The organism is Aeromonas sobria, from assembly GCF_000820145.1.
Classification (GTDB): Bacteria; Pseudomonadota; Gammaproteobacteria; order Enterobacterales; family Aeromonadaceae; genus Aeromonas; species Aeromonas sobria.
This window is the reverse complement of record NZ_CDBW01000032.1, coordinates 287,421-308,573: the sequence shown is the minus strand read 5'-3', so window position 1 is coordinate 308,573 and position 21,153 is coordinate 287,421. Positions and strand designations below refer to the sequence as shown.

17 protein-coding genes and 1 pseudogene are annotated in these 21,153 nt (G+C 57.9%); 9 read left to right on the top strand and 9 right to left on the bottom strand.

What is annotated here, in order from left to right; all coding sequences use genetic code 11:
* Positions 1-216: 216 nt before the first annotated feature.
* The 7 genes from BN1135_RS15110 to nhaB form a co-directional block, all read right to left on the bottom strand.
* Positions 217-2,052, bottom strand: coding sequence for a sigma 54-interacting transcriptional regulator (locus BN1135_RS15110; protein ID WP_042022492.1), 1,836 nt, complete (start codon positions 2,050-2,052; stop codon positions 217-219).
* Between the two features lie 181 nt (positions 2,053-2,233).
* Positions 2,234-3,118: an AEC family transporter gene (locus BN1135_RS15105; protein WP_042022491.1), complete on the bottom strand. Its 885-nt coding sequence runs from the start codon at positions 3,116-3,118 to the stop codon at positions 2,234-2,236.
* Between the two features lie 12 nt (positions 3,119-3,130).
* On the bottom strand, positions 3,131-3,688 hold the full coding sequence (locus tag BN1135_RS15100) for a YaeQ family protein (RefSeq protein WP_042022489.1): 558 nt from the start codon (positions 3,686-3,688) through the stop codon (positions 3,131-3,133).
* Positions 3,642-3,866: a hypothetical protein gene (locus BN1135_RS22200; protein ID WP_157774529.1), complete on the bottom strand. Its 225-nt coding sequence runs from the start codon at positions 3,864-3,866 to the stop codon at positions 3,642-3,644. The genes BN1135_RS15100 and BN1135_RS22200 overlap by 47 nt, the downstream gene beginning before the upstream one ends.
* 10 nt (positions 3,867-3,876) lie before the next feature.
* Positions 3,877-4,017, bottom strand: coding sequence for a TIGR02808 family protein (locus tag BN1135_RS21730; protein WP_068978465.1), 141 nt, complete (start codon positions 4,015-4,017; stop codon positions 3,877-3,879).
* Positions 4,018-4,411: 394 nt separating this feature from the next.
* Positions 4,412-4,933 carry a disulfide bond formation protein DsbB gene (dsbB, locus tag BN1135_RS15095; RefSeq protein WP_042022488.1) on the bottom strand — a complete coding sequence of 174 codons (522 nt, stop codon included), beginning with the start codon at positions 4,931-4,933 and terminating at the stop codon, positions 4,412-4,414.
* A 162-nt stretch (positions 4,934-5,095) separates the two neighbouring features.
* Complete coding sequence (nhaB, locus tag BN1135_RS15090) at positions 5,096-6,676, bottom strand: Na(+)/H(+) antiporter NhaB (protein ID WP_042022487.1); 1,581 nt, start codon at positions 6,674-6,676, stop codon at positions 5,096-5,098.
* A gap of 335 nt (positions 6,677-7,011) precedes the next feature.
* Between nhaB and fadR the strand changes: the two genes are divergently transcribed.
* Positions 7,012-7,725, top strand: coding sequence for a fatty acid metabolism transcriptional regulator FadR (gene fadR / locus BN1135_RS15085; protein ID WP_042022486.1), 714 nt, complete (start codon positions 7,012-7,014; stop codon positions 7,723-7,725).
* Positions 7,726-7,965: 240 nt separating this feature from the next.
* Here fadR and BN1135_RS15080 read toward each other — a convergent pair whose 3' ends face one another.
* Together BN1135_RS15080 and BN1135_RS21725 are read right to left on the bottom strand one after the other, a co-directional pair.
* Complete coding sequence (locus tag BN1135_RS15080) at positions 7,966-8,562, bottom strand: DUF922 domain-containing protein (protein WP_042022485.1); 597 nt, start codon at positions 8,560-8,562, stop codon at positions 7,966-7,968.
* Positions 8,563-8,745: 183 nt separating this feature from the next.
* A complete protein-coding gene (locus tag BN1135_RS21725; RefSeq protein ID WP_082186810.1) occupies positions 8,746-9,210 on the bottom strand; it encodes a hypothetical protein in 465 nt (154 codons plus the stop codon).
* A gap of 195 nt (positions 9,211-9,405) precedes the next feature.
* On the opposite strand from BN1135_RS21725, the gene dcuC reads away from it, so the two are divergent.
* From dcuC to guaA, 8 genes and pseudogenes are all read left to right on the top strand, one after another.
* Positions 9,406-10,758, top strand: coding sequence for an anaerobic C4-dicarboxylate transporter DcuC (dcuC, locus tag BN1135_RS15070; RefSeq protein ID WP_042022483.1), 1,353 nt, complete (start codon positions 9,406-9,408; stop codon positions 10,756-10,758).
* A gap of 91 nt (positions 10,759-10,849) precedes the next feature.
* Positions 10,850-12,496, top strand: a complete 1,647-nt coding sequence (locus BN1135_RS15065) for a bifunctional metallophosphatase/5'-nucleotidase (protein WP_042022482.1) — start codon at positions 10,850-10,852, stop codon at positions 12,494-12,496.
* Between the two features lie 190 nt (positions 12,497-12,686).
* Complete coding sequence (locus BN1135_RS15060; protein WP_042022481.1) at positions 12,687-14,330, top strand: hypothetical protein; 1,644 nt, start codon at positions 12,687-12,689, stop codon at positions 14,328-14,330.
* Between the two features lie 277 nt (positions 14,331-14,607).
* Positions 14,608-15,987, top strand: coding sequence for an exodeoxyribonuclease VII large subunit (gene xseA / locus BN1135_RS15055; protein WP_042022480.1), 1,380 nt, complete (start codon positions 14,608-14,610; stop codon positions 15,985-15,987).
* Positions 15,988-16,090: 103 nt separating this feature from the next.
* Positions 16,091-16,276, top strand: a pseudogene (locus BN1135_RS15050) (IS5/IS1182 family transposase); the annotation flags it as partial.
* 310 nt (positions 16,277-16,586) lie between these two features.
* Positions 16,587-17,141: a cytochrome b gene (locus tag BN1135_RS15045; protein ID WP_042022476.1), complete on the top strand. Its 555-nt coding sequence runs from the start codon at positions 16,587-16,589 to the stop codon at positions 17,139-17,141.
* Positions 17,142-18,017: 876 nt separating this feature from the next.
* A complete protein-coding gene (gene guaB / locus BN1135_RS15040; protein WP_042022475.1) occupies positions 18,018-19,481 on the top strand; it encodes an IMP dehydrogenase in 1,464 nt (487 codons plus the stop codon).
* Between the two features lie 82 nt (positions 19,482-19,563).
* A complete protein-coding gene (gene guaA / locus BN1135_RS15035) occupies positions 19,564-21,153 on the top strand; it encodes a glutamine-hydrolyzing GMP synthase (RefSeq protein WP_042022473.1) in 1,590 nt (529 codons plus the stop codon).

The window sequence follows — 21,153 nt, the reverse complement described above, 5'->3', positions numbered from 1 at the left end:
ATCAACTCCTCTCTCCCGCAGAGCTCGAACGCATCGCTCGCAGCTCTGCTTTTGCCTGCGAAAATGAGCCACTTCGATCACGTTGCAGATGGTGACGAAGGTACTTCACCCACTACAAATCCTCAGATCGCAGGCCATGACAGGTCACCCCGAGCACCAAGAAAAAGCCCGTGTCATCACTCACATGACACGGGCCGGATAGACGCCGCCAGATCCTCAGCTCTGCACGGCAATCTCGTACTTCTTTATCTTGCGATAGAGGGTGGCAATCCCAATCCCCAGTGCCTGGGCGGCCAGTTTTTTGTTACCCAGCCGCTGCAGAGTCTCTTCAATCATCTGTTTCTCCATGCTCTCAAGGCCACTCTCACCCGGAACGGGTTCAGGCAGCTTCTCCGGCATCTCCGCGAGCGCTGCGGTGGCAGGCACATTGAATGCAGCATCCAGATTGGTTAGCGGGATCGACTGGGCCATCACGGGATGGGGCTCTTGATTGCGGATGATATTGGGGGGCAGCAGGCTAGCGTCAATCACCTCACCCGCCTGACTGACGTTGACCAGATATTCGATGAGGTTGCTTAGCTCGCGCACGTTGCCCGGCCAGCGATACCCCTTGAGCAGCGCCATTACCTCGGGCGCCAGCCCGGGATAAACAATGCCGATCCGGCTGGTGTGGAGGTTGAGGAAGTAGTGGGTCAGCAGCTCCACGTCCCCTTCCCGCTCCCGCAGCGGCGGCAGATTGAGCGGGATAACGTTGATGCGATAAAACAGGTCTTCGCGAAACTTCCCTTCGGCGATGCACTGCTCAAGATGCTGATGGGTGGCGGCAATGATGCGAATATCCACCGGCACCGGTCGGCTGGCCCCGATGGGGGTCACCTCCCGCAGTTCCAGCACCCGCAGCAGCTTGGCCTGCATGGTGAGTGGCATATCGCCAATCTCGTCGAGGAACAGGGTGCCCTGATGAGCAGCCTGAATAAGGCCCTGCTTGCCGCCGCTGGAGGCGCCGGTAAACGAGCCCTTGACGTAGCCAAACAGCTCGCTCTCCAGCAGTTGTTCAGGAATGGCGGCGCAGTTGATGGCGATGAAAGGTTTATCCTGACGCGGGCTCAAGCGATGGACGGCGCGGGCTACCACCTCTTTACCGGTGCCGCTCTCGCCGCAAATAAGCACGCTGGAGGGACTCAGGGCGATGCGGTGTAGCAATCGCTTGAGGGTGCGGATCGGCTTGCTCTCGCCGATGAGCTGATCAATCCGCGTGTCCGGATCAGGCTCCGGAACCAGACCGGAGTGGGACTGGTGAAAGGCCATCAGAAAGAGCTGCTGGCCCTGCACATGGTGCAACTGACCGATGATCAGCTCCTGACGATCTTCAAAGGTGATGATGTGCTGCAGATGGCCGCTCAGCCCCTGCTGGGAGAAGGTGAGCGGACGGATCCCCAGCTCGCGTCCCTGCAGTTGCTCCTGCTGGCAACCCAGGTGATGGAGCGCAGCCTCGTTGGCGTAGAGCAGCTGACTCTTGTCATCGAGCAGCAGGCAACCCTGATCCATGTTGGTCATCAGATTGAGGAACACCTTGTTGACCCCGTCCGACAGCCCGCGCGAATCGAGTAGCTTGGCCACGAAGATGGCCGAGATATGGCGCACATAGTCGCACACATCCTGCAAATTGTTGTTAAGGCGGGCCTGCTGCTCGGCGTTGAACGCCACCAGACTGATCACCCCGATGCAGCGCTCATCCACCATGATCGGCACCCCGAGAAAAGCGCGCTCACGGCAGCTCTCCTTGCAAGTACAACCGTCACACACAGGATCATCGCTGGTGTGAGTAACGATCTTCTCCCGCTGGTTATCAATCACATAGCGCAGCAGGCGGGAATCCCCCTCCAGCTGACGACCGAAGAACTTGCCATAGGGCCCGGTGCCAGCCACCCGCACCATATCGGCATCCACAATCTCGACCTCAAGCTGCAGCACACTCGCCAGCATCTTGGCAAAACGCAAGATGGTCGGCTGGATCTGCATCAACAGACATTGGTTGCTCACGGAGCTCATCCATCATTCCTTTTCTTATTGAGCGCCCTCTAAGGGGAGTCATGCTGGCCAGATACTAAGGGATATCAGGAGCAACTACTTCGGGGGGGATCACGAAAAGGGAAAATCACCCGCATTTACTACGGGTTAAGATGTGGGAATAAAACCAATGAAAACAGGGTAATAGAAGATAACTTCAGATCTATAGTGGCAAATGGAGCGCCAACCAGACCGCCAGCGGGATCACCAGCACCGAGAGGGCATTGCCGCCGAGCACGATACTGGCCACCTTGTCCGGCTGACAATGGTACTGCTCGCAGAGCATGTAATTAAGCACAGCTGGCGGCAGCGAGACCGACAACATCAACAGCGGGATCCATTCTGTTTTGAGTGGCAACAGCCAGATCGCCAGCAGCAGCGACAATCCACCCGCCAGCAGATAGAGCAGGTTGCACTTGAGTGCAAGACCAAGGTGATCAAGCTTCCCTTCCATCAGGCGAATGCCTAACGCAAACAGCATCAAGGGCACCGAGATCTGGCCCAGCAAGGAGGCCGTAGTGACCACATACTCCGGCAGCGTGATATGCAGGTTGGCCACCAGCAAACCGGCCAGCGCGGCCCACAGCACAGGGCTGCGCAACCAGAGCCAGCGGGAGGTGTTGGCCGAGAGGATAAACATGCCGACCGAGAAGTGGAGTAGGTTGGAGAGCACAAACAGGATCACGATGGCCCCCAGTTGCTGCTCACCAAAGGCAAGCACCATCAGGGGAATACCGAGGTTGCCGGTATTGCGGAACATGGCGGGCAGGATCAGCGCAGCCCGCTCAATCCCCTTGAACCTGAGCAGAGCGAGCAGCAGACCGGGTAACAGAATCACCAGCGCCCCCGCTGCAATCAGCGGCAGATGAGCCCCCAGCGCCAGCGGATACTTGACCAGCGCGGAGAAGACCAGCGCCGGGGTAAACAATTCGATATTGGCCAGATTGACGTAACCGAGCGCCGCCCCCGGTCGCCATCGCCCATACAGTGCCCCGAGCATCACGACCCCGAACACCGGAATGACGATATTGAGCAGGGCGCTGAACATGACCAGACTCCGTTATAGCTCGTGAGCCGGCTTGCCCATCAGCACTACCGGATCAAGCGTCACATCCAGTGTGCCATTGCTGACCCACAGTTGGCCTTCAGAGATGGTGCAGGTCAGGTGCATGGTGCGCTCAACCATGGCGGTCAACGGCAAGGTCTGGCTATCTGACAGCTCGATGATGCTGAGGTTGTCGTGCTGGCTCAGTTTGCCCTGGTTCTGCTTCCACCAGACGGCTGTACCACGGCCGCCGTAGAGATAGAGCACCACGTGACGGGACCGGTTGCAGGCCTTTTTGAGGCGCTTCTCGTCGGGCTGCCCCAGCTCGATCCAAAGTTCAATTTCGTCGGTGTAATTCTTGTGCCAGAGCTCGGGCTCATCATCAGCACTCAGCCCTTTGGTAAACTCCAGTCGTTCGGCCGCATGCCAGGCAAAGGCAGCGAGACGGATCATCATCCGCTCATCGGTTTCGGAAGGGTGGCGGGCCAGCGTGAGCGAAAAATCCTGATACACATTGCGGTCCATATCAGACAAGCTGATTTGGGCCTTGAATACGGTAGCCTTGAGCGCCATAGATAACCTTGAACACCTGAGTAAAAACGTGTGAATGGAAAATACGGCCGCCAGTGTAATCAAAATAGCGGTCAGGTTCGACCATCTCAGCCAAAGTTTCCCCCACCTCAGCGCAGATAAGTGCTTTAAAAGACTCAAAAAACAAATGCCAGTCCGAAGACTGGCATTTGGCGGTCATGAGAAGCGACTCACTTCTCGGCGGACTGCACCCCGAACGCATTGAGCAGCACACAGCAGGTTACTGCCACCGCCACAAATCCGCTCAGAAAGATAAAGGGCATCACCCCATATCCCAGTACTGTCCAGATGGTGTGTTCAAGAAAACTCATTTTCTGTCCTTCATCCGGTGAAAGGTGTGTTCCTTCTGGCGGATATTGGCTCCGCTCTTGATGCCACTATTTGAACTCAATAAGCGGTTGGGTCCTATGCCACCAAAGTGATAAATGCAGGGTTCATTTGCGCTGGATCAACGTTTTGCCCTCTCTTTGCACCATTCAATCCATTACCCGCGCTTGCCAAAGATGACCCGCCGTGTCCCCTTTCAGGCTCGCCGCCATCTGGCAGATGCATGCGACCCTGGGGATAGTTCAATACACATAAAAAATCCGACACCCATTACTGGGTGTCGGATTTTCACACATAACAAGGCTCGTTCAATGGCGCCTTACCTGCTCGGCATTAGCCGAGATGGCACCCCTTTCTGTGTTCAGGCGGCTGTGATGATCAGTTGCAGCAGCGTCCTTTCACCAGATTTCCTATGGCTACCACAGTAAACACCAACAGGTAGGCGGCAAAGATGATCACGAGCCACTGGGGCATGGAGAGCGTCAAGAATTGCCAGGTCACTTCAGCGCAATCCCCTTGTGGCATAAACAACCAGGGGATCCACTGATCAAGCGGTGCCCAACTCGGAAAGTCGGCATAAGGGCTGCACACATTAAAGGGTGAGGGATTAACCTGATAATCCACATGCTGTAGCGCCAGCTGCAGGCCACGGAATGCGCTATAGCCCCAAAGCAGCAGAGCACTCCAGCGAACATACCACTTCTCTGGCGCCACCATGCCGAGCAGACCTGCCGCCAGCACACCCAGTGTTGCCAGCCGCTCGTACACGCACATCACACAAGGATGCAAGCCTAATACATGCTGGAAGAAGAGGGCGCACAGCTCAAGGAACAGGGCGGAGGCTGCCAGCAGACCCCAGGCCAGTCGATTGGCTGCTAAACGGCGGAGAAACTCGATCATCTGATTGATCTCACAGAAAAAATAGTGGCTGAATTAGAGCAGAGCATGACCGAAAAGAAAAGAGCCCCAACGGTGCATCAAGGTCAACCCCCGGGATCGGCGGCCAGGGGGTTGTCATCAGTAAAAAGGGCCCTGAGGGCCCTTGAGCTGTGTTACATGGGATTAATGAAGCGCTGACTGCACCGCTGGCAGGGCACTTTCCATCACCAGCCATCCATGCTGATAGAACCACTCGGTGGTTGGGGCGAGCAGCAATTCAACGGCGAAGAACCCGACCACCCCCAGTACCAAGGTGTAGGGCAGAGCCATCCAGACCATGCGGCCATAGGAGAGGCGCAGCAGCGGTGCCAGGGCCGAGGTGAGCATGAACAGGAAAGCAGCTTGGCCATTGGGGGTGGCGACAGAGGGCAAGTTGGTACCTGTATTGATGGCGACCGCCAGCAGATCGAACTGGGCGCGATCGATGGCACCATTGAGCAGCGCTGTTTTCACTTCGTTGATATAGACGGTGCCGACGAAGACGTTGTCACTGACCATGGAGAGCAGACCGTTCGCCACATAGAAGAGCGCCAATTGTTGATCCCGCTCGGCCGACAGTACCCAGTGGATCACCGGTTTGAATAACTGTTGATCGATAATGACTGCCACTATGCTAAAAAACACTGCCAACAGTGCCGTAAATGGGAGTGCCTCTTCAAAGGCCTTACCCAAGGCATGCTCTTCGGTAATACCTGTGAGCGAGGTCGCCAGCACTATCACTGATAAGCCTATCAAGCCCACGGCAGCAAGATGGAGCGCCAGACCGACGATCAGCCAGACCGCGATCAAGGCTTGTACCATCAACTTGGCTTTGTCTTGCGGTGTGCGCTTGGCATTCTCATGGCGGTTGTACTCCTCCATGATCTTGCGTACCGAGTCGGGCAATTTGGCGCCATAGCCGAACCACTGCATCTTCTCAACCAGTACGCAGGTCAGCAGGCCACAAATAAAGACAGGCACAGAAACGGGGGCCATGCGAATGGCAAACTCACCAAAGTGCCAGCCAGCCTGTTCGCCGATGATCAGGTTCTGCGGCTCACCGACCAGGGTGCAGACGCCACCCAGTGCGGTACCAACGGCAGCATGCATCATCAGACTGCGCAGAAAGGCACGAAATTGTTCGAGGGTCTGATACTGATCCTCTTCCACCTCTTGGTCATGGGTGTGGTCATGTTCATGACCAAAACCCTTGCCGGATGACACCCTGTGGTAAATGGCGTAGAAGCCGGTCGCGACGCTGATCACCACGGCAATGACCGTCAGGGCATCAAGGAAGGCTGACAGAAAGGCAGATACCAGACAGAAGGAGAGGGAGAGCAGTATTTTTGAACGAACCCCGACCAGCAGCTTGGTAAAGACATAAAGCAGCAACTGCTTCATGAAGTAGATGCCAGCCACCATGAAGACCAGCAGCAGTAGCACTTCAATGTTAGCCACCAGTTCATGTTTGACTTGCTCTGCCGAGGTCATGCCGATCAGCACGGCTTCAATCGCCAGCAGGCCACCGGGTTGCAAAGGGTAACATTTCAGGGCCATGGCCAGAGTGAAGATAAATTCAACAACCAGTAGCCAGCCGGCCATGAAAGGATCGAGGTGAAAAGCGATCGGATTGATTAGCAGAAATAGCAAAATGGCGTTTTTATACCACTGTGGTGCATTGCCCAAGAAGTTCTTGGCGAATGCCTGCCCTAGGCTTATTGGCATGATGATGGGTCTCAACTCTGTTGTTAGGATCTGCTTCTATGCAGTGAAGGATAGTGTCGCCTGTTCCGCTCGATATTGGCTTTTATCTATCTGATTCCTCGTGATTTTAATCAAAAAAGGGGCTGTTTATAAATAATAGTGGATGAATATTTCTTCATGTGGTTGTTTTGCGACCACCGCAGGGCGGGGTCATCTGGCTTCTGTTATGGGATAAACAGCACTGCCATCACACTATATTTGGCATATGTGAGCAGAGGACTGACCTTATACTTGCCACACTTCCTTGCTTTGATATGATTCAGCCGCCTTTTTGCGTACTACAACAGAGTTAATCCATGGTCATAAAAGCGCAGAGCCCAGCAGGGTTTGCCGAGGAATACATCATCGAGTCCATCTGGAACAATCGCTTTCCTCCCGGATCAATTCTGCCCGCCGAGCGTGAATTATCCGAGTTGATCGGGGTGACTCGCACTACGTTGCGTGAAGTGTTGCAGCGGTTGGCCCGTGATGGCTGGTTGACCATCCAGCATGGCAAACCAACCAAGGTAAACAATTTTTGGGAAACCTCTGGTCTCAATATTCTGGAGACCCTTGCCCGTCTGGATCAAGACAAGGTACCTGAGCTGGTCGCACAGTTGCTCTCTGCTCGTACCCATATCTGCACTATCTTCATTCGGGGTGCGATCCGTCATAACCCGGAGCAGGCAGCAGAGATCCTGCGTGGTGCCGGCTCGGTTGATAAAAACGCGCAAGCCTATGCCGAGTTCGATTATCGTCTGCATCACCAGCTGGCATTTGCTTCCGGTAACCCGATCTACGCCTTGATCCTCAACGGTTTCAAGGGATTGTATAGCCGGGTAGGCAGTTACTACTTCTCTGACAAGCAGACCAGAGAAACCGCGGACGCCTATTATAAGGCTCTACTGAATCTGGCAGAGACCAAAGATCACGATGCCGTGTTTATGACAGTACGTCAGTACGGTATCGAATCTGGCAAGCTGTGGACCCGCTTGCGGCAGGATATGCCCAGTGATTTGTGTGACAACTGATCCTGCGCTCTCCTAATCGAGGAGGAGGCGGGATCACTCCCGCCTCCTCTTACACACCTCCCCTTGCCGGGTGTAGAGGATTAGCACCTTTAAGTCACCGGTTGCTCACCACAACAGCTGTACAGAGTGACAAAAGCCCATAAAACAATGCCAGTCAGGCTTAACTGACTGGCATTGTTTTATGGGTTCACTCTTGCTATATCGCGGTGGTTTGGCAGGAACAGCGCCTCGAAACACGGCTCACTTGGGCCAATGCACCCCTAGCTGTTCGCCGTAACCCGTCTGACGCTGGAATCCGTCGAGCCGTCCCTTGACCTTGTTCAGCTCGCCACTGCCCGCCGCCCACGCAGCATAGCGCAGCGCCTGACAATCCCCATGGCCCGGTAACGCCGCAATCGCACCGCCCACCTGATTGGCCCCCTGCAGCACCATCTCCTTGAAGCGGGATTCGTAGTCAAACATGCTGGAAAGCAACCGTCCCCAGCGCTGACGGGCAGGATCGTTACTGTCCGCGCTCTGACGCCAGCGGGGCAGCAACACGGTAGCGTTGGTGGTCACCGTCACCTGGTTGAGCTGGCAGCGTCCCGGCAACTGTTCGGTATCCAGCTGCCAATCCACCTGATAACTCGCCTTACCGAGCACAGGTTTGCCATTCACCTTGGGAGCACTCTGGGCAATCGCACGGGCAAGTTGATCAGGGCTGGTTGCATTGACCTCATAAAAACGGACATTGATGCGGGACTCTGGCACCACTTGCGGTCGGCTCGGCTGAGCCTGACTCATCAGGGGCAACAGCAACAACCCGACCCCCACTACTCCATAAACCTTGCTGACCATGCCAGACTACCTTCCTTGATTGCACGGGCGGAGTACCAACCTTGGTGAAACCCACCGCCACACAGATGACGGGTATAGCCTATGTGTGACGACGAGGCGGCGCAATACAATGATGCGCCCAGAAATCAGAGCACGCTCACAGGTTGCGTGAGCAGAGTATGGCACAAGGCCAAAACTGTATTTTTATTGAGCATGACGGCTGATGCGCTGCCAGTCGAGGTGATAGTTTTTCACATTGATGTCATGACCATCTATCTGAATAAAATGATCATTTTTAAGGCGGTTGGCAAAAAAGTCCTGATCTGCCCCCTCATTGAGCCACAGCTCGCAAAGTCCCCGTTTTCCCTCTTTGGCATAGAATCTCGGAGTAACCAGCAGCGCGACTCCATCTACCCGGATGGCATGACGGGCCAGGCAGTTTGTTTCCGTGGTTTTGGATGCCAGCGCGGCAAAACGGGGTCTGTTCCCCTCGGCAACCACCAGAACGCCGTAAGAGTGAGGAGCCATGAGACGCCGCATGGCGACCGCCTGATGAGGGCCGGTTTGATGAAAACCGTCATTGGTTACCGCAAACACGCAAGTAGGTGAAAATAGCATCGCAAGCAGGAAAATAGAGCGTTTAATGCCTATAAAGTCACCAATTGCCATATAAAAGCCTCAAAAGACAACCAAGGCTGGCAAGGGTAGGCAGCCAAACCCGCTGGGTAAAGTACCTTTACCTTTCTTTAATTCTGTTGATGGGGTTAAACGTTGATTTAGCTCACACAACATCCTGTTTCCAGTCGCCACTCTACCCCTATCGGAATAGACTCCCTCCACTCTCATCCAATCAGAAGGCAACATATGCTGGAACTCATCGTTGGCACCCTGGTCACCCTGGTGGTGGGCCGTGCCATTTTCAAAGGATACTCCGCGACCGGGGTGCTGCTGAGCGGCGGCTTGCTGCTACTGGTCATCACCGCCATGATGGGCAAGCCGGTACTACCGAGCAAGGTGGTCAGCACCGGTTATATCGCAACCGATATCTTCGAATACGTCCGCTTCCTGCTCAATGACCGTGGCGGTGGACTGGGGATGCTGATCATGGTGCTGTGCGGCTTTGCCGGCTACATGAGCCATATCGGCGCCAACACCATTCTGGTCAAGTTGGCCAGCAAACCGCTGGGCATCATCAAGTCCCCCTATATCCTGCTGGTGGCTGCCTATCTGGTGGCCTGCGCCATGTCGCTGGCGGTGAGCTCCGCTACCGGCCTCGGCGTGCTGCTGATGGCCACCCTGTTCCCGCTGATGGTCAACATGGGGATCTCCCGTGGCGCGGCTGCGGCCGTGTGCGCCTCGCCAGCCGCCATCATTCTGGCACCGACCTCGGGTGACGTGGTGATGGCCGCTCAGGCCGCCAACATGCCGCTGCTGGACTTTGCCTTCAAGCTGACCCTGCCCATCTCGCTGGTGGCGATCGCCTGTATGGCGGTGACCCACTTCTTCTGGCAGCGCTACCTGGACCAGAAGTCCGGCGAGCACAATGAGCCGGTCGCCCCAGGTGATCTGGTCACCACCGCCCCCGCCTTCTACGCCATCCTGCCGTTTACTCCCATCATCGGAGTGCTGGTATTTGACGGCAAATGGGGCCCGCAACTGGATATCGTCACCATCATAGTGATGTGCATGGTGCTGGCCAGCCTGCTGGAACTTGTCCGCATCCGCAATGGCAAGGAGCTGTTGGACGGGCTGCAGGTCTGCTGGCGTCACATGGCGGATGCCTTCGCCGGTGTGGTCATGCTGCTGGTCGGTGCCGGTGTCTTTGCCCAGGGTCTGATGACCATCGGCTTTATCGACACCCTGCTGACCCACGCGCAGGATCTCGGCTCGGGCGGCACGATCATGATGCTGTCTCTGGTGGTGATCACCACTCTGGCCGCCTTCACCACCGGCTCGGGCAATGCCCCCTTCTACGCCTTCGTGGAGCTGATCCCCAACCTGGCCAGCAGCCTTGGCATCAACCCGGCCTATCTGGTGATCCCGATGCTGCAAGCCTCCAACCTGGGTCGCACCATTTCGCCGGTCTCCGGGGTGGTGGTCGCCTGTGCGGGGATGGGCAAGCTCTCGCCGTTCGAAGTGGTCAAACGCACCAGTATGCCGGTCGCGGTCGGCCTGCTGGTGGTGATCATCGCCACCCAGATCATGGTACCCGCCTGATCGTTCACCAGCCCGGCATCCTGCCGGGCTGGTATCCTCCCCCCCCTTTGCAGTAGACTCGGTGCTCATTTTCCCCCTAAGGAGGACCGAGATGAGTATTACGGTTCAACTTGCCCATTTCAGTGATTGCCACTCCCACTTCGATGGCGCGCCGATGAGCTTCTCCCCTGTCGGTGAAGAGCAGTGGCGTACCCAGTGCGGCGGTTATGCCCGGATCCTGACCCGACTGACCCAACTGCGTGCCCAGGCCGCAACGGCCGGCCAGAGCTTTCTGTTTCTGCACGGTGGTGACTCCTTTCAGGGCTCGCTCTATTTCAACCGCTTCAAAGGGCGCGCCAACGCCGACCTGCTCGCCATGCTGGCCCCCGATGCCATGGTGCTCGGCAACCACGAGTTCGATCTGGGCAACGGCCCGCTGGTGGAGTTCTTGCGCCAGCTCGATTTTCCGGTGCTGGCCGCCAATCTGGACAACAGTCAGGAGCCCGCCGACACGCCGCTGGGGTTGTGGGATATCCCCCACCTCTACGACGCCCATCAGCCCTGGCATCGCCGGGTGATCGACGGGATTCCCTTTGCGCTGCTCGGCATCACCCTCGCCCAGATGGCTGCCATCGCCAACCCGGATCCTCACACCCGTTTCCACGCAGTAGCCGACACACTCACCAAGGTGCTGCGGGAAATCAAGAGCGAAGGGATCCAGCATATCGTGCTGCTGAGCCACCTCGGGCTGGATCAGGACAAGCTGCTGGCCGAGCGTTTCCCCGAACTCAGCCTCATCATCGGCGGCCATACCCACAGCCTGCTGGGGGATCTCGCGCCGCTGGGTCTGCCAAGCGAAGGAAGCTATCCCCTGATGAACAACGGGGTGGCCATTCTACACGCAGGCCATAGCGCCCTCTGTCTCGGCGTATGCGAGCTCACCTTCGATGAGGCGGGCCGTGTCGTACAAAGTGAGGGACAGCTGGAGTGGCTCCCCTGGCAGCCCTGGCCGTTCGCTGCCACGCCGCCCGCCGGGCTCACCTTCTGCGAGCCGGATGCAGGGCTCGAGCAACATCTGGCCAAACGCTACCGGCCGGAAATTGAAACCATGAGTCAGCGCATCGTCACCCGACTGGAGGCGCCACTGCCCCATCAGCGGCTGCCGGATGCCACCCTGCCCCACGGCAGCCAACTCGCTCCGCTGGTGGCCCGCGCCATGCTGACTGCCGCCCGTGAACAGGTGGGTGAAGTGGACTTTGCCCTGCACAACGCCGGTGGGGTGCGCTGCTCGCTGGAGCCGGGCCCCTTGAGCGAAGCGGATATCGCCGGTCGCCTGCTGCCGTTTGCCATTCCGCTCACCCTCTATCGGGTGCATGGCCACGAGCTGGCGGAAGCAATGGAAAATGCCATCGACAACGCCACCAACAACGGCGTGATCGGCAATGGCAACGGCAGCTTCCCCTACACCGCGGGGGTGCGCTTCACCTATCAGGCCGATCGGCCCAAGGGTCAGCGCATCACCCGACTGGAGTGGGAACCCGCCCCCGGCCAGTGGCAATCTGTCGATGCGCAACAAATCTATCGCGGGGTATCGAGCGCCTATACCGCCTCCGGCAAGGAGGGTTACACCGCACTGGCGCGTACCCTGACCCAGCACAATCAGGAGCTCGGCATCACCCTGGCCGATGCTTTTATCCGCTGGGCTCGCCACCTGCCAGCGCTGGAAGCGCAGCCGCCCCTGATTGAGTACATCGGCTGATGTAGGAGGTGGATGGCTGTTGCCACATGCCCCTGACGGCCAATATTGCCGCAGCAAGCGCCCGGTTCCCTTCAAGAACCGGGCTTTTTCGACAAAATTTGCCCCACACGGGCCCGCCCCATTGCATCGCACTCACTAGCTCGGCAAGATAGGCCCGCTTTCAAGACCAGCTGCAGGAACAGGCGACTTCATGAATCACTCCATCCGTTTCACCCCTCCTCGCGTCAACCCGGGTATCAAGCCAGCCATCGTGCTGCTGACCGCCCTGCTGGCGCTGCTCTTCTGTCTGCGCAACCCGCTCTTCCATGCCATGGCGCCGGGCTTTGATGCCTCGCTGTTCGCGGTGATGGGCAAGATGTGGAGCGAAGGGGGTGTGCTCTATCGCGACATGATCGACATCAAGGGGCCGATGATCTTCGCCCTCGATGCGCTGGGCTATGGACTGGGGGGATTTGTCGGGATCTGGGCGCTGGAGTGGGCGCTCTGCTGGCTCGGACTGCTGGCCAGCTGGCAAGCCTTTGCCCAGCTCGGTCTTTCGTTCAAGGCGCGCCTCGGCGCCATGCTGGCGGTGCTGGCCCTTTACGGCACCCGTTACTACTACGGCAACATGACCGAGGACTGGACCTTCCACCTCGCCCTCATCGCCCAGTGGGCCTTCATCACCCTGCTGCTGGACAAGGGATTTCGCTGGTGGCCCGCGCTGGTGGCGGCCCTCACCTTCGCCATCGTCGCCTGGATGCGAACCAACAACGGCGCCTTCTGGGGCGCCTGGTATCTGGTGTTGTTCTGCCACTGGTGTCTGCACGAGAAGTGGCGTGACGCCATTCTGCTGCTCATCTCCAGCCTGCTGGGGCTGGCGCTGATTGGCGGCCCGCTTTATGCCTACTTCCAGCAGCATGATATGCTGGCGGCCTTCAAATACTACGCCTTCGACATCTTCTTCGAAGGGAGCTACGGCAACGGCTTCTCCCCCATGGTGGGCGCCGTCGGCCTGCTGCGCACCGGCCTCATCATGCTGCTGCCCGCCTTCATCATTCTGATGCTGAGCCGTCGTCAGGAGTGGTATCTGCCCGCCCTGCTGGCGACCCTGTTTGGGGTGCTGTTCACCCTGATCGCCAACTCGGTCTCCGGCCATGTGTTCGATCACTACGACGTGCTCTATCTGCAACTGGCGGTGCTGCCGCTGGCGGTATTGCTGGATCGTAGCGAACAGCAGGCAGATGCGATCGGCCTGCTCTGCATCTCGCTGGTGGTGCTCACCGCCAGCTGGCTGCTGGCCCAGCAGCTCGCCTTTGGCTGGAGCACCAAGGAGTGGTCCCTCGAGCGGGTCAACGAGGTGCTCGGTACCAGTCTGCTCTGGGCGCTGCCGGTGCTGATCCTCATCCCCCTCTGGCGGGCATGGGATGTGCGCAGTGCCACCCCCTGGCTGGCGACGCTGGCCATGCTGCTGCTGATGATCAACAACGCCTGGGAGGGGACCCTCAAGGGTCTCCCCTTCAATCCGGCGGCGCAGGTACGGATCGATCGCATCAAGGCCGAGACCAGCCCGAGCGACAAGATCTGGGTCGATGGCATCCAGCCGCAATATTATCTCTGGACCGATCGCCAGCCGGCTTCTGCCTACCTCTTCTTTGCCAACGTCAATCCCCCCTATGACGTGCGCGAGCGGGTGCTGGCCGATATCCAGCGCCAGAGCCCGAAGTTCATCATCGCCAAGCCGGATCGGGTGAGCGAGGAGCTGAAAAAACCGAGCTCGCCTTCCCATCTCGCCTTCTATCAATACCTGACCAGCCACTACGAAGAGGTGGATCCGGGTCTCTATCGCCGACGCTGATAAGCTCGGGGATAAAGCTGGGGAACGGGCATCCTGATCAAACTGCGAGATCAGCCACAGGATGCCAATACCCTGCACGCTCAGCGGCAACGCTGGTCATCGCCAATGCCCCCGTCATGCTGCGCTTGGTACATGACGCATCTGGGACATCGAGCACCTAGGACATAGCGCACCCAGTGCATGCCCACGCACCTTAACCCCCGCCCCTGTTTCAGGTTAAGATAACGACCATTGTTTCCCCCACGGCGACCCGCCGCGGCAGACCACAGGTACGCCTTTGAACCGATTTACCCCATCCAGTGCGGCGAACGGCCGCGAGCAGCAGGTCTTTACCGTCACTCGCCTCAACAGCGCCGTGCGCATGATCCTGGAGCAGGATCTGGGGCTGGTGTGGCTGACCGGCGAGCTCTCCAATCTGGCGATGCCAAGCTCCGGCCACTGGTACTTTTCACTCAAAGATCTGGGGGCCCAGGTGCGCTGCGCCATGTTCAAGGGCAACAACCGGCGGGTGGTGTTTCGCCCGCAGGATGGCATGCAGGTACTGGTGCAGGCGCGAGTCTCTCTCTATGAGCCGCGCGGCGACTACCAGCTGATCATCGAGTCGATGCAGCCTGCAGGCGACGGCGTGTTGGCCCTGCGTTTTGAAGAGCTCAAGCGCCGCCTCGGCGCCGAGGGGCTGTTTGACGAGAGCCGCAAGCGGCCACTGCCCCGTGAACCGCGGGCGGTGGGCCTCATCACCTCTGCCACCGGCGCCGCCCTGCACGACATGCTGACGGTGCTCAAACGGCGCGCACCGGATCTGCCGGTCTTCATCTACCCAACCCAGGTACAGGGGAGCGCCGCCATCAGCCAAATCGTCGCGGCGATCGCCAAAGCGAACCAGCGCGCCGAGGTGGAAGTGCTGATCGTCGGGCGCGGCGGCGGCTCCCTCGAAGATCTCTGGTGCTTTAACGAAGAGGCGGTGGCCCGCGCCATTGCCCACTCCGCTATCCCGGTTATCAGCGCGGTGGGCCACGAGGTGGATGTCACCATCAGCGACTTTGCCGCTGACTTGCGCGCCCCGACCCCGTCGGCTGCCGCCGAGCTGGTGGCACCAGACAATCAGGCCCGCATCCAGCGCCTTGCCCACCTCAAGCAGCGACTGCTGCAGGCGATGAGTCGCCAGCAGACTGCCGCCCGCCACGATTTCATTCTGCTGCAAAAGCGGCTCGACCATCAGGATCCGAAACGGCGACTGGAGCAACAGTCCCAGCGCCTCGACGAGCTCTCCACCCGGTTACAGCAGCTGCTGCGCCAGCGGTTGCATAAGGGAGAGCGGCGCCTCACCAATCTTGAGCTGCGCCTGCAGGGCAAGAGCCCGGAACGCTTGCTGGCCGCCGGCAAGCGCCGACACCAACTGGCCGAGGAGCGGCTTCATGCCCTGATTGCCAAGCGCCAGGATCTTGCTAGCCACCGCCTCGCCATGCTCACCGCTCGCCTCGATGGGGTGAGCCCGCTCGCCACCCTGGGTCGCGGCTACTCCATCACCCGCACCGCGCGTGGCGAAGTAATAAGTCGCGCCGATCAGGTCAACAGTGGCGACCAGCTCATCACCACCCTGGCGCAAGGGAGCCTGCAGGTGCGGGTCGAGGGGATCGTCAAGGAGTCCGCGCCGTAACCGATAAAAGCCATTAAAGCGGCATCGTTTCCCAAATCGATGCCGCTTTAATGGAACTCGGAGCCGGTGATCTGATCACCACCCTCTCCTTCAAATCAGCATCATGGGCAAGTCGCTTCCCCCCATCACCAACTGGCCTCAATACAACAGGCCTCTGATTAACCGTGGCGAACTCACCTTCTGGATTAATGCCGATGCCATGAACAACTGGTTTCACCACAACCATCACGGAAGATACGGTCATAGCCAGAACCATCTGATGCTCAAAGGGACTTTTTGCCTCACTCTGTGAGCCACTACAAGCCAAGAAATATGGCCGTGCTGGTGAAGCGGAAAGAAGGGAGGGAGCGAAACAGGAGGCTCCTGCATATTCCGACACGCCGAGGAAAAGGGATGCGGGGCTTATCTGGGGCAGCATTGGAAAAGCAAGATTGGAAACGCGGCTACTCCTCTGGGCAGGCACTATGGTGGCAGACAATATAGTTCGCGATTGCCCACATAGGGTCATCTTGCGACCTGCCTCAATGTCGTTGATGTCCCTCGATACTCAGGGCACCACGACTTGATACCTTTTGCTCACCCCCTATTTGGAGTAGATCATGGATCCCTCAACCCCGTTAAGTCTGACGACCCGTTTGCTGCACTGGTCGGTCGCCTTGCTGATGATCGCCTTGACCCTGCTGGGCTATCTGATGGTGAAATTTGAAATATGGGATCTCTACGCCCTGCATAAATCTCTGGGGGTCATTGCACTGGTCTTGATCCTGCCACGCGCCATGATCCGCCTTGGCAAAGGGTGGCCTGCGCCGGTGCGCCAATATCCCGTGTACGAGGCGTTGGCTGCCAAGGCAATCCACTGGGGATTGCTTATTTCAACCCTGCTGATCCCGATTTCCGGTCTCTGTTATTCCGCGGCGGCTGGACGAGGTGTTGCAATATTTGGCTGGTTTATTATTCCGATGAATCCAGATCTCAATGCTCCAGACAATGTGATCCCATACAGTGAATCCATCAGGGACATTGCTCACACCCTTCATGTTTATTTGCCATATATCATGCTGGCATTGTTGCTGGTGCATATTGTCGGGGCGTTAAAACATCACCTGCTGGATAGAGATAACACCTTGCTGCGGATGGTCGGTCGAAAATCATAAAAAATGGTAATCCCTGTTGCGGCTGGAAATATCCATTGGTAGAGCTTCACCTTTATTTTTCAGAGGCCTGAATTGGGATCCCCACCTTTCAGACAGAGCACCCGTCACTGCTATCAATGGGCAACATATCGATTTCCCCGACCGAGAACAACGAGTCAGAGAGGACATCAAGCCCTCACTGTTAAACGTAAATTTTCACGCAAACGATTGAACAAAAAAAAGTGTCGGTAATGGCGTATTTTTACATTTTTTGCACAAGTGACAGACCTTGACGTGCGCCGTGACTGTCGATTGGTGGGTTATGGGGAGATGGCGGCAGCGCTGATGGCATAGGCTTGCCAGGCCCTTGATCTGGTTGATGATGTGCCTGACTGTAATGCACCGTCCGTATCACGGAACCACCACTGAACCCAAAAAATGCCACGGCTCACCGGTCAGAGGTGCTTTGGTGGTATGACCACCTGAAAGCGGTCACTTTATGGTCAACTCACGGGTTGAAAATGTGATCTGAGCACAGTCATCAAACCGCGATGGCAATCTGCATCTGAGTGGCCTGGATCTGTGCCAACCCAGCGCAGTTGGGGCGATGGTGCCATGCCGATGGCCGGGGATGTGCTGGCGTCGACCTCGGGGCGGGACACTTTTAGCGGATGCCTGCTGACGATGTCAATGTTGTATAAAACAGCAGCTGCTTCACTCTTTTGCATCAAAACGGCCATTTCAGGAGGGATAATCTTGGGTTTTTAGCCTGTTGGCGACCTAAAGTGCGGCTAGACCATAAAAAATCAAAAAAACTTCTTTACCAACACCCGATCGGTCAGTAAACTTTGTCGGCAATATTTTACACCCCCACTTCCTCAACGGTGAGATATTGCCATGCTCAGGATTACCAAAGAAGCGTTGACCTTCGATGATGTATTGTTGGTTCCCGCCCACTCCGATGTTCTTCCCAATACTGCCGATCTGCGTACCCAGCTGACCTCCTCTATCAGCTTGAATATCCCTATGATTTCCGCTGCCATGGACACAGTGACCGATGCCCGTCTGGCTATCGCACTGGCCCAGGAAGGCGGTATCGGCTTTATCCACAAGAACATGTCCATCGAGCAGCAGGCTGCCGAAGTGCGCAAGGTCAAGAAGTACGAGAGTGGTGTGGTCTCTGACCCCGTCACCGTACGCCCTGACATGACCATCGCCCAGGTCAAGGAGCTGAGCCACAAGAACGGCTTCGCCGGTTACCCTGTGGTGACCGAAGGCAACTTGCTGGTCGGTATCATCACCGGCCGTGACGTGCGCTTCGTGATTGATCTCTCCCAGACCGTCGAACAGATCATGACCCAGAAAGATCGCCTGGTCACCGTGCGTGAAGGGGCCCCTCGCGAAGAGGTGGTTGCCCTGATGCAAAAGCACCGTATCGAAAAAGTGCTGGTGGTGAATGCCGACTTCAAACTCAAGGGCATGATCACCGTTAAAGACTTCCAGAAAGCCGAGCGCAAGCCGCACGCTTGTAAAGACGACAAGGGTCGTCTGCGGGTGGGTGCTGCTGTGGGTGCCGGTGCCGGTAACGAAGAGCGCGTTGCTGCGCTGGTGGAAGCCGGTGTGGATGTGCTGCTGATTGACTCCTCTCATGGCCACTCTCAGGGTGTGCTGGATCGCATCAAGGCAACCCGCGATGCCTATCCTGAGTTGCAGATCATCGGTGGCAACGTCGCCACGGCCTCTGGCGCACTGGCGCTGGTCGCGGCTGGCGTCAATGCGGTCAAGGTTGGTATCGGCCCGGGCTCCATCTGTACGACCCGTATCGTGACCGGTGTGGGTGTGCCGCAGATCACCGCTATCTCCGACGCCGTTGAAGCGTTGGAAGGCACCGGTATTCCGGTGATTGCCGATGGTGGCATCCGTTTCTCTGGTGACGTGGCCAAGGCCATCGCAGCTGGCGCCAGCTGCGTCATGGTGGGCTCCATGTTTGCCGGTACTGAAGAAGCGCCGGGCGAAATCGAGCTCTATCAGGGTCGCTCCTTCAAATCCTACCGTGGCATGGGCTCCCTGGGCGCCATGTCCAAGGGCTCCAGCGACCGCTACTTCCAGACCGATAACGCCGCTGACAAGCTGGTGCCGGAAGGGATCGAAGGTCGCGTGCCGTACAAGGGCCGCCTCAAAGAGATCATCCACCAGCAGATGGGCGGCCTGCGCTCCTCCATGGGTTTGACCGGCTGTGCCACCATCGACGACATGCGCACCAAGGCTGAGTTCGTGCGCATCTCCGGCGCCGGGATGAAAGAGTCCCACGTCCACGATGTGACCATTACCAAAGAAGCCCCCAACTATCGGATGGGCTGATCAAGACGGGGCTACGGCCCCGTTTTGTCACCGTTTTTATCCCCGTGATTTTTGTTAAACATCCGCCTGATGCAGGAATAACATGATTAAAAATATTCACGAACACCGTATCCTTATCCTGGATTTCGGTTCTCAGTACACCCAGCTTATCGCCCGCCGTGTCCGTGAAATCGGCGTTTACTGCGAGCTGTGGGCTTGGGATGTCACCGAAGCGCAGATCCGCGAATTCAATCCCAACGGCATCATCCTCTCCGGCGGTCCGGAATCCGTGACCGAAGCGGGCAGCCCGCGCGCGCCCGAGTATGTGTTCAACGCCGGTGTACCGGTATTTGGCATCTGCTACGGCATGCAGACCATGGCCGAGCAGCTGGGTGGCAAGGTGCAATCCTCCACCGAGCGTGAATTCGGTTACGCCAAGGTGGAAGTGCTGGGCGACTCTGGCAAGACCAGCGCCCTGTTGCGCAACATCGAAGATGCCATCGCTGACAACGGCAACGCCCTGCTGGATGTGTGGATGAGCCACGGTGACAAGGTCACCGACATTCCGGCTGACTTCTCCACCATCGCCAGCACCCCGACCTGCCCCCATGCGGCTATGGCCAATGAAGCCAAGCGTTTCTACGGCGTGCAGTTCCACCCGGAAGTGACCCACACCCGTCAGGGTGCCCGCATGCTGGAGCACTTCGTCAAAGATATCTGCGGTTGTGAATGCCTCTGGACCCCGGCCACCATCATCGACGACGCCGTTGCCCGCATCCGCGAGCAGGTGGGTGACGATGAGGTGATCCTCGGCCTCTCAGGTGGTGTCGACTCCTCCGTGGTCGCCATGCTGGTGCACCGCGCCATCGGCGATCGCCTCACCTGTGTGTTCGTCGACAACGGTCTGCTGCGTCTGAACGAAGGTGAGCAGGTGATGGAGATGTTCGGTGATCACTTCGGTCTCAACATCATCAAGGTTGCCGCTGAAGAGCGCTTCCTCTCTGCCCTGGCTGGTGAAGCCGAGCCGGAAGCCAAGCGTAAGATCATCGGTCGCGTGTTCGTGGAAGTGTTCGACGACGAAGCCAAGAAGCTGAAAAATGCCCGCTGGTTGGCACAAGGCACCATCTACCCGGATGTGATCGAATCTGCCGCCAGCGCCACTGGCAAGGCTCACGTCATCAAGTCTCACCACAACGTCGGCGGCCTGCCGGCAGAGATGAAGATGGGTCTGGTCGAGCCGTTGCGCGAGCTGTTCAAAGATGAAGTACGCCGCGTTGGTCTGGAGCTGGGCCTGCCCTACGACATGCTCTACCGTCATCCGTTCCCGGGCCCGGGTCTGGGTGTTCGCGTGCTGGGTGAAGTGAAGAAAGAGTACTGCGATATCCTGCGCCGTGCCGATGCCGTCTTCATCGAAGAGCTGCGCAAAGCCGACCTGTACAATCAGGTCAGCCAGGCGTTCGCCGTGTTCCTGCCAGTGCGCTCCGTTGGCGTGATGGGCGATGGCCGCAAATATGACTGGGTGATTGCCCTGCGCGCCGTTGAGACCATCGACTTTATGACCGCTCACTGGGCCCATCTGCCCTATGACTTCCTCGGTCATGTGTCAAACCGCATCATCAACGAGATCAGCGGTATCTCTCGCGTGGTGTACGACATCTCCGGCAAGCCGCCCGCAACCATCGAATGGGAATAA

Coding starts and splice junctions, on each gene's coding strand:
- guaA (WP_042022473.1), top strand. CDS start 19,564: ATGATTAAAAATATTCACGAACACCGTATCCTTATCCTGGATTTCGGT.
- BN1135_RS15110 (WP_042022492.1), bottom strand. CDS start 2,052: ATGAGCTCCGTGAGCAACCAATGTCTGTTGATGCAGATCCAGCCGACC.
- BN1135_RS15065 (WP_042022482.1), top strand. CDS start 10,850: ATGAGTATTACGGTTCAACTTGCCCATTTCAGTGATTGCCACTCCCAC.
- BN1135_RS15060 (WP_042022481.1), top strand. CDS start 12,687: ATGAATCACTCCATCCGTTTCACCCCTCCTCGCGTCAACCCGGGTATC.
- BN1135_RS22200 (WP_157774529.1), bottom strand. CDS start 3,866: ATGACCGCCAAATGCCAGTCTTCGGACTGGCATTTGTTTTTTGAGTCT.
- BN1135_RS15105 (WP_042022491.1), bottom strand. CDS start 3,118: ATGTTCAGCGCCCTGCTCAATATCGTCATTCCGGTGTTCGGGGTCGTG.
- BN1135_RS15080 (WP_042022485.1), bottom strand. CDS start 8,562: ATGGTCAGCAAGGTTTATGGAGTAGTGGGGGTCGGGTTGTTGCTGTTG.
- fadR (WP_042022486.1), top strand. CDS start 7,012: ATGGTCATAAAAGCGCAGAGCCCAGCAGGGTTTGCCGAGGAATACATC.
- nhaB (WP_042022487.1), bottom strand. CDS start 6,676: ATGCCAATAAGCCTAGGGCAGGCATTCGCCAAGAACTTCTTGGGCAAT.
- BN1135_RS15045 (WP_042022476.1), top strand. CDS start 16,587: ATGGATCCCTCAACCCCGTTAAGTCTGACGACCCGTTTGCTGCACTGG.
- BN1135_RS15100 (WP_042022489.1), bottom strand. CDS start 3,688: ATGGCGCTCAAGGCTACCGTATTCAAGGCCCAAATCAGCTTGTCTGAT.
- guaB (WP_042022475.1), top strand. CDS start 18,018: ATGCTCAGGATTACCAAAGAAGCGTTGACCTTCGATGATGTATTGTTG.
- BN1135_RS21725 (WP_082186810.1), bottom strand. CDS start 9,210: ATGGCAATTGGTGACTTTATAGGCATTAAACGCTCTATTTTCCTGCTT.
- dsbB (WP_042022488.1), bottom strand. CDS start 4,933: ATGATCGAGTTTCTCCGCCGTTTAGCAGCCAATCGACTGGCCTGGGGT.
- BN1135_RS21730 (WP_068978465.1), bottom strand. CDS start 4,017: ATGAGTTTTCTTGAACACACCATCTGGACAGTACTGGGATATGGGGTG.
- dcuC (WP_042022483.1), top strand. CDS start 9,406: ATGCTGGAACTCATCGTTGGCACCCTGGTCACCCTGGTGGTGGGCCGT.